This is a genomic window from Rahnella sp. P4_A8, from assembly GCF_056402435.1.
Map to the genome: position 1 here is coordinate 1 of NZ_JBFUHK010000086.1, position 9066 is coordinate 9066.

A 9066-nucleotide genomic window follows, 5' to 3' on the forward strand; every position below is an offset into this window, starting at 1 on the left:
GGTCCGGGCACCCTATTTAAAGAAACCCGCCTATGGCGGGTTTTTTGCTTTCAGAGATGCGGACTCTCCATACTGTCTTCAGTGTGTCAAAAGGCGAAACATGGGAAACCCGTACTCATTAAACGCCCCGATAGCCAGGCGTTTAATGAAGTTTACGATTGTCGCTATTTCGACATTGTCACCAAAATAGGCTTTTTCACGAACAGTCCGTAGCTTAACGCGCCCAGCATCAGTAGACCGGCGCCGAGAAAGAAGACGTTGGTGAACTGCCCGGTTGCATCCAGAATAAGCCCGGTGACAATCGGCGCACAGGCCGCCCCCAGGAAACCACCAAAGTTCTGAATGGCGCCCATCGATGCCACCTGCTCTTTCGGCGCAATGTCTGAGGCCAGCGTCCAGATGACACCCTGCGGCAGTTGCGAGAAGAAGTAGCCAACTGACAGCAGCGCGATACTCAGTGTTGTGTTGTGCACAAAAGGAATCGGCGCCACAAAGCAGGCCGCCAGCGCTGCCCCGGCCACAATCGGCACCTTACGCGCGGTAATCGTCTTCACACCGCGACGGATAAGACGGTCAGAGATAGCCCCGCCGCACAGCACACCTAAAATCCCCGCCAGGAACGGAATGGCCGCCAGCCAGCCTGTTTGTTTCAGGCTAAAACCCAGCGATTTCTCCAGGTAGCCCGGCAGCCAGGTCAGGTAAACCCAGATAGTGAACATGATAGAAAAGTTGCCGATCACCATAAACCAGGTGGTTTTATGCCTGAACAACGCTCCCCAACTCGCCTTGTTATTGCCGTTAACTTCGGTCACCGACTGCTGCACCAGCTGAGAATTGGCGTGGATCACCTTTTCTTCGCGCTCGGTCGGATTGCGGTAAAATTTCAGCCATACCAGCAACAGCGGGATCCCCGCCAGGCCAATGGCGATAAACATGCCGCGCCAGCCGAGCGTTAACAGCAGCACGGTCAGGATTGGCGGTGCAATGGCATTGGCAATCTGCGAACCGGTATTGATGATGGAGGTCGGCAGCGCGCGCTCTTTATCAGAGAACCAGCGGTGAGTAATCTTGATGCCGGAGGTAAAGAACGGTGATTCGGAAATACCCAGCAGCATGCGCAGGGCATAGAACATGGAATAACCATTAACGAAACCTGCCATCACCGTGAAGGTGGACCACAGCCCCACGCCCCACGAGAACATTTTTTTAGGACCGAAACGGTCAACCAACCAGCCCGCAGGCAGGTTTGCCAGCGCATATGGCCACAGGAAAGCAGACAGCAGCAGGCCCATTTCCGTCTGGCTGAAACCAAACTCTTTCGCAATGGTGGTATTAGCAATACTTAAATTGGCACGGTCGAGATAATTAATGACCGCCGCCATTAACAAAATAAAAATAATGCCCCAGCGCAAGCGTGAAACAACAGGAGCAGCCGTTTTAACCAAAGATGTATCGGGAGGAGAGGTAGCGTCTTTCATCATTTTAATTATCCACTATTGGTTATTCATAAATAAGTCATCATTGAACAGACTCAGGTGAATTTTAATCACAGCTTTACGAATAAAAGACTGACTTCGGGTATTACAGCAAGGGCGATGTAAATCTTGCGGAAAGAAAACGGCAAACATGCCGGGTTCCAAACGAATCAGCGATTCATTATTCGTTTCCTGATAAAACACGATGTCGTGCTTCTCCGCCCGGTCTTCTGCCACCTCGTGCTCCGCCGCACCGCGCGCCACACCGATGGTTTCTTCTCCCTGCAAGAGAAATTGAATATCTGCAAACCTGAAATGTGACTCAGCCCGCATTTCATGAGCAGGAACGGTATTCATTTCCTGGAGAAGGCAAAACATCTTGTCCGGAATAATATCGAATTTCCCTGGTGTCAGCGTGGTAAAATCGGTTTGAGTAATATACTCAATACCTTTATTAATAATCGGATGGAAAGCGAATTTTTCACGTTCCCAGTCTCTCAGGCAACATACGATCATGTTGAATAATCCTTTTATATTTATATTCAGGGTCGGATTACGGCTAAAAAGGTTATAGATTTGAAACTGACGGCCTGGCAGCAGCATCATGTGCATAGAATATCCGACCAGGCCATTAATCAGCGGATAAGATGGCAACTCATCCGCATCACTCACTCATGGCTATCTCACCTTATACGGCGGCGATTTTTTTCTGCCACAGCGCCGTGCCGCTGTGAATTTGATCCAGCAATACGGTCAGCCCCCAGAACTTTTCCAGCACATTGTCTTTATTCACACGGCAGAACTCGCTGTCGAAAGTGCCCAGTCGCTGATGATAAATCTTGGCATTCTTCGGATACCCCAGTGTTTCAGTCACCGCGCCCAGCGACAGGAAAATGGCTAACTCGTCGGCGAGTTGCGGCTGGGTTGCCGCCTTGTGATACAGCCAGCTGTAAAGCTCGGGGTGGAAATTGGTGAACACGCCGCTGAATCCTTTAGACCCCGCCAGCATCGCCGGATAAGCAATCGCGGCATTAGCATTAATGATGTTCAACGGCGTATTTGCCACCAGCTTCACGCGGCGGGTAACGGTTGCCAGGTCACAGCTCACGTCTTTCAGTACAACGAAGCGGCCGGTGTTGGCGCAGTAAGTGAGCTCTTCGTCGGTCAGCAGACGGCGATACGGTGCAGGACACTCATACAAACCCAGCGGCATGGATTCAGGCAAGGCACTCAGCAACTTATCCAGGGTGGCAAAGAAGGTCTCACTGCCCTGATTTTTCGGATCGAGATGGTTGGTGACCAGCACCAGTGCGTCGGCTCCGGTTTTCGCCATCGCACTCAGCTCACTGATTTGGTCATTGATATCATCACTGATATGGCCCGAGGCAATCACCGGCACGCGCCCCGCAACGTGCTTCACCACAAACCCGGCCAGCGCAACGCGCTCTTCGAGGGTCAGAAACTGCATTTCGCTCGACTGACACACGGCGAACAGCGCATCTACACCTTTCTCAAGATACCAGTCGATCAAACGGGTCAGGCCCGGATAGTCAATCTGGTTGTCTTCGGTGAAAGGGGTCAACATCACCGGCACGATGCCTTCAATACTTTTAGTCATGACTGCTCCTTAAGACGGAATCGATTACGTGGCCGCTAAACTCAATGCATCAAGGCAGCGACCGTCACAAGAAACTAAAGAATTACCGCAGCATTTATCGCTGCGCCAGACGTGCTGAAACCTGAGCCTTATCAGGCATGTTTGATGCACCTTCACGCTCGACGGCCAGCGAGGCAAACGCCGCGGCATAGGTCGCCGCCTGAACCAGACTTTGTCCATTGGCAATACTTGAGGCCAGCGCGCCGTTGAAAGCATCGCCTGCACCGGTGGTATCAACGCTCAGCGCCGGGAAGGCCGGAATGTGCTGGAACTGATTACCGTCAAACAGCAACGCGCCGCGCGATCCCATGGTAATAATCACCCGCCTCGCCCCCTGGCTGACGATACGCTGTGCAGCCTCTTTGGCGCTGGCTAAATCCTTCACGTCAATGCCGGAAAGCTGCGATGCCTCAGTTTCATTAGGTGTAATAACGTCAACATATTCAAGACACTCAAGCGCATGGCTCGAGAAAGGGGCCGGGTTGAGAATCACCTTCACGCCCAGCGCTTTGGCCAATTTCATCGCGCTCAGGGTAGCGGCAAAATTGTTTTCGAGCTGTACGAGCAGCACGTCCGAATCTTCCAGTTCGGGGGCAATCGCTGCCACTTCGTCTTCGCTGATGGTTTTATTGGCACCGGAATAAATGGCAATCATGTTCTCGCCGTTTTCCTGCGAGACATAAATGATGGCGTTGCCGGTCGGCTCAGTGTCCGACTGATAAAGGGTAAAGGAGTGGATCTCCGAGGAGGTCAGGTGATCATAAGCAAACTGGCTGAACTGATCCTTACCCACCTTGGAAACGAAATGCACTCTGGCACCCGCACGACTGACCGCCGTGGCCTGATTCGCCCCTTTGCCGCCCGGGCCGAGCGTGCTGCCCAACGCCAACAGGGATTCTCCGCCTTTTGGAAAACGTTCAACCTTCGCCACGATATCGACGTTAAATGAACCCAGAATGCAAACCTTACCTTTCATGTTCTTTCCTTTCCCCTGTTGTACGCTCTGCTTTCTTTTCTGACTCTGCAGCCGTTGCAGCAACACTTCAAAGTTGCCACCGGTGTCAGCAATTAGCTTTGACTGCAAACTCCGCCGTATCACCATTGCACCGCCATGACATCGCTGAACCAATTTTTCAGCCGCCAGAGCATTCAGATCACTGCGAATGGTCTCTCTGGTCACCGCAAACAGGGACGCCAAAACCTCCACTTTTACCCGCTCGTTTTTATCCAGATATTCCAGGATTTGCTGCCGACGTTCTTCAAGAAACATATCCACCCGCCTTCTCTGTATTCAGAATAAGTGCACGAAACTGATTAAAGAGTGATGATGCTCATAGCTTAACCAGCAAAACGGAAGTAAACAAAAATGGGAATTTTTGATTTGGCGAAGTGAGAAGAAAGGAGCAGAAAAGAGCCATCGAAAGTGAGGGGCTGTCAAAAGAGGGCGCGCATTACCCCGGTGCTCGTTTCACCCGGACACACATGACGCCGCCTCTTTTCGTAACAGAAACTATACTTTATTTTCATCAGGATAGTGACGCTGGCAGGATAAAGAATGACCCAACAAAGACCGCAATTTTCATTGAAAGTACTGACGATTAATACTCACAAGGGCTTCACCGCGTTTAATAAACGTTTCATTTTACCCGAGCTGCGCGACGCGGTACGCACCGTCGGTGCCGATATCGTCTGCCTGCAGGAAGTGACGGGCGCACATGATGTGCATTCGTTGCATGTGGAAAGCTGGCCGGACACCCCCCATTACGAGTTTCTTGCTGACACCATGTGGAGCGACTTCGCCTACGGGCGCAACGCGGTCTACCCGGAAGGTCATCACGGCAATGCCGTCCTTTCACGCTATCCCATTGAACATTACGAGAATCGCGACGTGTCGGTCGCGGGTAGCGAGAATCGCGGCCTGTTGTACTGCCGTATCGTGCCCCCGCAGCTTGGGTCTCCTGTCCACGTGATTTGCGTACATCTGGGTCTGCGCGAAGCGCACCGCCAGGCGCAGCTCAAGATGCTGGCCGACTGGGTTAACGCTTTCCCGCAGGGAGAACCGGTGCTGGTGGCGGGCGATTTCAACGACTGGCGGCAAAAAGCCAATCGCCCGCTTAAAGTACAGGCGGGACTCGATGAGATTTTCACCCGCGCAAAAGGCCGCCCGGCGCGCACTTTCCCGGTCAGGATGCCGCTTCTGCGTCTTGACAGAATCTATGTGAAAAATGCCAATGCCAGCGCGCCTGCGGTGCTGCCGCTGCGTAACTGGCGTCATCTGTCCGATCATGCCCCGTTAAGCGCGGAGATCCATCTATGAAAACCGCATGGCGGGAAGGCAACCGCATCCAGCTTCTGGAAAATGGCGACGAATATTACCCGGCGGTATTTGACGCTATCGATAACGCTCAGCGTAAAGTGATTCTCGAAACTTTTATCTGGTTTGAAGATGACGTGGGTCGCCAGTTACACGCGGTGCTCCTGCGCGCCGCACAGCGCGGTATCGGGGTTGAAGTGCTGCTCGACGGCTACGGATCGCCTGATTTGAGCGATGATTTCGTCGGCGAACTGACTTCAGCAGGCGTGGTGTTTCGCTATTACGACCCGCGCCCGCCGCTGTTCGGTATGCGAACCAATCTCTTCCGCCGTATGCACCGTAAAATTGTTGTCATCGACAATACAGTGGCGTTTGTCGGCGGGATTAATTACTCCGCCGAGCACATGTCCGATTACGGTCCCGAGGCCAAGCAGGATTACGCCGTACGGGTGGAAGGCCCGGTGGTGGATGACATTTTGCAGTTTGAGCTGGAAAATCTGCCTGATCATGCGCATACCCACCGATGGTGGCAGCAACGTCGCCGCTATCATGCGGCGGAAAATCGCAATCCCGGCGAGGCGCAGGCGCTGTTTGTCTGGCGCGATAATGACGATCACCGGGATGATATTGAGCGTCACTATCTGAAAATGCTGGCCAGCGCCAGGCGCGAAGTGATTATCGCCAACGCCTATTTCTTTCCTGGTTACCGTCTGCTTCACGCCATGCGCAATGCAGCCCGCCGCGGCGTGCAGGTAAAACTCATCGTGCAGGGCGAGCCGGATATGCCGATTGTAAAAGTCGGTGCAGAGCTGCTGTACAACTATCTGCTGAAAGGCGGTGTGCAGGTGTATGAATATCGCCGTCGTCCGCTGCACGGCAAGGTCGCGCTGATGGATGCTCACTGGGCGACGATCGGCTCCAGTAATCTCGATCCGCTGAGCCTGTCGCTCAATCTTGAAGCCAATCTGATTATCCACGACCGGACGTTTAACCAGACGCTGCGCGAGAACCTGCACGGTATTATCGCCAGAGACTGCCAGCGCGTAGATCAAACTATGGCCCCGAAACGCACCTGGTGGAACCTGGCGAAAAGCGTGGTGGCGTTTCACTTCCTGCGTAAATTTCCGGCCATGGTCGGCTGGCTACCGGCGCACACGCCAAGGCTTGCCCAGGTAAAGCCGCCCGTACAACCCGAAATTGAAACGCAGGATCGGGTGACGTCAGAGAATTCAGAGGTGAAATCATAATGTCTGCATCACATCCGAAGTGGCGTCTGGCGAAAAAAATACTCACCTGGATTTTCTTTATCGCCGTGGCTGTGCTGCTGGTGGTTTACGCCCGCACGGTCAACTGGGAAGACGTGTGGAAGGTCATTCGCAATTACAACCGCACGCCACTGCTGATATCAGTGGTGCTGGTGATCATCAGCTATCTGCTGTACGGCTGTTACGATCTGCTGGCGCGCGCTTATTGCGGGCACAAACTCGCGGCCCGTCAGGTGATGCTGGTGTCATTTATCTGCTACGCCTTTAACCTCACGCTCAGCACCTGGGTTGGCGGCATCGGCATGCGTTACCGGCTCTACTCCCGCCTGGGTCTGCCCGGCGCCACGATCACCCGCATTTTCTCACTGAGCATTACCACCAACTGGCTTGGCTATATTTTGCTCGGCGGAATTATCTTCACCTTCGGCGTCGTGGAGCTGCCTTCGCACTGGTACATCGACGAAGGCACACTGCGCATTATGGGCATTGTGCTGCTGGCGATGGTGGCCACTTACGTCTGGTTCTGCGCCTATGCTAAACGCCGCCATATGACGGTGAAAGGGCAAAAACTGGTGCTACCGTCGTTTAAATTTGCCGTGGCGCAGATGGTAATTTCCAGCGCCAACTGGATGGCCATGGGGGCGATTATCTGGCTGCTGTTAGGCGAGGATGTGAACTATTTCTTTGTGCTGGGCGTGCTGTTAGTCAGCAGTATCGCCGGGGTTATTGTGCATATTCCGGCGGGGATCGGCGTGCTGGAAGCGGTGTTTATCGCCCTGCTGGCCGGAGAACATACGTCGCAGGGCACGATTATCGCCGCCCTGCTGGCCTACCGTATGCTCTACTACTTCCTGCCGCTGCTGCTGGCGCTGGTGTGCTATTTGATGCTGGAGAGTCGGGCGAAGAAATTGCGGGCGAAGAACCAGAAGGCGATGGCGAAGTAAGCCTTCTGGCTTTATTCCAGACCGGGGATATTCACGCCAAATGTTTGCAGCAGCAGGATGATATTGAGCGCCACAATCACCACGGTGCCGATGATGGAAGTCACGACAGTCAGGCGGCTGTTAACAAACTCCCCCATGATGTCGCGACGGCTGGTGAATATCACCAATGCAATCATCGGCGCAGGCAACGCCAGGCTGAGCACCACCTGGCTGTATACCAGCGCGTCGGTGGCATTAACGCCCATTGCTACCACGATAAACGCAGGGATCATGGTGACCAGACGGCGCAACCAGACCGGAATGCGAAAACCGACGAAGCCCTGCATGATCATCTGGCCTGCCATAGTGCCTACCACTGAACTGGAAATACCGGAAGCAATCAATGACAGCAGGAAGAAACCTGCCGCCCCCGCCCCCAACAGCGGAGTCAGGGTATGGTAAGCCGTTTCGATTTCCGCCACATCGCTGTGGCCGGCATGGAAGGCACTGGCGGCCATAATCACCATCGCGATATTCACCAATCCGGCGAGGGTCAGCGCGATCACCACTTCAATATTGGAAAAACGCAGCAGTGTACGACGTTCGCCCGGATTCCTGGCATGGGTACGGTGCTGAGTCAGCCCCGAGTGCAGGAAGATCGCATGTGGCATCACGGTGGCTCCGATGATCCCCACGGCAATGGTCAGCGCCTGCGCGTCGGGCAGTTGCGGTGTCACCATGCCCAGACCGGCTGCGGCCCAGTCAACCTGCGCAATAAACATTTCAACCAGATAACACAGTGCAATCACCGCCACTAACCCGCCGATCATCAGCTCAACAGGGCGGAAACCACGCTTTTCCACCATCAAAAGGCCGTAGGTAACCAGCGCCGTGATACCCATCCCGGCCAGTAACGGCATATGGAACAGTAACGACAGGGCTAAAGCCCCCCCGAGGAATTCGGCCAGATCGGTCGCCATTGCGGCGATTTCGCTGCCCACCCACATCCCCCAAACCACGGGTCTGGAGAACTGGTCGCGACACATTTCCGCCAGATTTCTGTTGGTGACGATCCCCAGTCTGGCGGAGAGCGCCTGAAACAGCATGGCGATCATATTGGCCATGACGACCACCCACAGGAGCGCGTAGCCATAGCGCGAGCCAGCCTGAATATTGGTCGCAAAATTACCCGGATCCATATAGGCGATCGAGGCGATCACCGCTGGCCCCGCAAACAACAGCGGTGTCATCAGGCCGCGTTTGCGGCCGGACATGGCGTTAGCAATCGCCGCATTGGTTCTGTCGGTTAGAGAAGAAGTCTGGCCTGTTCCACGCATACTGCCCGCCCTGTTCTTGCTTGTTATTTTTGTGTGAATTTTATCCGGCAAAGACGAATATAGCACCGGCTATACTCTATAGTGCAAGCTTAGTT

The 9066-nt window shown here is 54.0% G+C and carries 8 protein-coding genes; 3 read left to right on the forward strand and 5 right to left on the reverse strand.

Annotation, left to right across the window (positions count from 1 at the left end):
* Positions 1 to 164 precede the first annotated feature (164 nt).
* The 4 genes from AC1DUO_RS22110 to rbsK all read right to left on the reverse strand — a co-directional run bounded on the left by AC1DUO_RS22110 (position 165) and on the right by rbsK (position 4402).
* On the reverse strand, positions 165 to 1478 hold the full coding sequence (locus tag AC1DUO_RS22110) for an MFS transporter (protein ID WP_187514592.1): 1314 nt from the start codon (positions 1476 to 1478) through the stop codon (positions 165 to 167).
* A 15-nt stretch (positions 1479 to 1493) separates the two neighbouring features.
* Positions 1494 to 1991 (reverse strand): NanQ anomerase/TabA/YiaL family protein, encoded by a 498-nt coding sequence (locus tag AC1DUO_RS22115; protein WP_041673240.1) that lies wholly within the window; start codon positions 1989 to 1991, stop codon positions 1494 to 1496.
* Between the two features lie 172 nt (positions 1992 to 2163).
* Positions 2164 to 3093 carry a dihydrodipicolinate synthase family protein gene (locus tag AC1DUO_RS22120; protein ID WP_015690356.1) on the reverse strand — a complete coding sequence of 310 codons (930 nt, stop codon included), beginning with the start codon at positions 3091 to 3093 and terminating at the stop codon, positions 2164 to 2166.
* Between the two features lie 94 nt (positions 3094 to 3187).
* Positions 3188 to 4402: a ribokinase gene (gene rbsK, locus AC1DUO_RS22125; protein ID WP_013576858.1), complete on the reverse strand. Its 1215-nt coding sequence runs from the start codon at positions 4400 to 4402 to the stop codon at positions 3188 to 3190.
* 285 nt (positions 4403 to 4687) lie between these two features.
* Between rbsK and AC1DUO_RS22130 the strand changes: the two genes are divergently transcribed.
* The 3 genes from AC1DUO_RS22130 to AC1DUO_RS22140 are packed head-to-tail and all read left to right on the forward strand — an operon-like array spanning position 4688 to position 7655.
* The gene (locus tag AC1DUO_RS22130) at positions 4688 to 5449 is read left to right on the forward strand and encodes an endonuclease/exonuclease/phosphatase family protein (protein ID WP_013576859.1); all 762 of its coding nucleotides are present in this window, start codon (positions 4688 to 4690) and stop codon (positions 5447 to 5449) included.
* The gene (clsB, locus tag AC1DUO_RS22135) at positions 5446 to 6693 is read left to right on the forward strand and encodes a cardiolipin synthase ClsB (protein WP_015690357.1); all 1248 of its coding nucleotides are present in this window, start codon (positions 5446 to 5448) and stop codon (positions 6691 to 6693) included. Before AC1DUO_RS22130 ends, clsB begins: the two co-directional genes overlap by 4 nt.
* Positions 6693 to 7655: a lysylphosphatidylglycerol synthase domain-containing protein gene (locus AC1DUO_RS22140; protein ID WP_015690358.1), complete on the forward strand. Its 963-nt coding sequence runs from the start codon at positions 6693 to 6695 to the stop codon at positions 7653 to 7655. The genes clsB and AC1DUO_RS22140 overlap by 1 nt, the downstream gene beginning before the upstream one ends.
* Before the next feature lie 11 nt (positions 7656 to 7666).
* On the opposite strand, the gene AC1DUO_RS22145 is transcribed toward AC1DUO_RS22140, so the two are convergent.
* Positions 7667 to 8971, reverse strand: a complete 1305-nt coding sequence (locus AC1DUO_RS22145; RefSeq protein ID WP_013576862.1) for an Nramp family divalent metal transporter — start codon at positions 8969 to 8971, stop codon at positions 7667 to 7669.
* Positions 8972 to 9066 lie beyond the last annotated feature (95 nt).

Bases quoted from the DNA above. Each gene is read 5' to 3' on its own strand.
- AC1DUO_RS22145 (WP_013576862.1), bottom strand. From the start codon at position 8,971: ATGCGTGGAACAGGCCAGACTTCTTCTCTAACCGACAGAACCAATGCG.
- rbsK (WP_013576858.1), bottom strand. From the start codon at position 4,402: ATGTTTCTTGAAGAACGTCGGCAGCAAATCCTGGAATATCTGGATAAA.
- AC1DUO_RS22130 (WP_013576859.1), top strand. From the start codon at position 4,688: ATGACCCAACAAAGACCGCAATTTTCATTGAAAGTACTGACGATTAAT.
- AC1DUO_RS22110 (WP_187514592.1), bottom strand. From the start codon at position 1,478: ATGAAAGACGCTACCTCTCCTCCCGATACATCTTTGGTTAAAACGGCT.
- AC1DUO_RS22140 (WP_015690358.1), top strand. From the start codon at position 6,693: ATGTCTGCATCACATCCGAAGTGGCGTCTGGCGAAAAAAATACTCACC.
- AC1DUO_RS22115 (WP_041673240.1), bottom strand. From the start codon at position 1,991: ATGATCGTATGTTGCCTGAGAGACTGGGAACGTGAAAAATTCGCTTTC.
- clsB (WP_015690357.1), top strand. From the start codon at position 5,446: ATGAAAACCGCATGGCGGGAAGGCAACCGCATCCAGCTTCTGGAAAAT.
- AC1DUO_RS22120 (WP_015690356.1), bottom strand. From the start codon at position 3,093: ATGACTAAAAGTATTGAAGGCATCGTGCCGGTGATGTTGACCCCTTTC.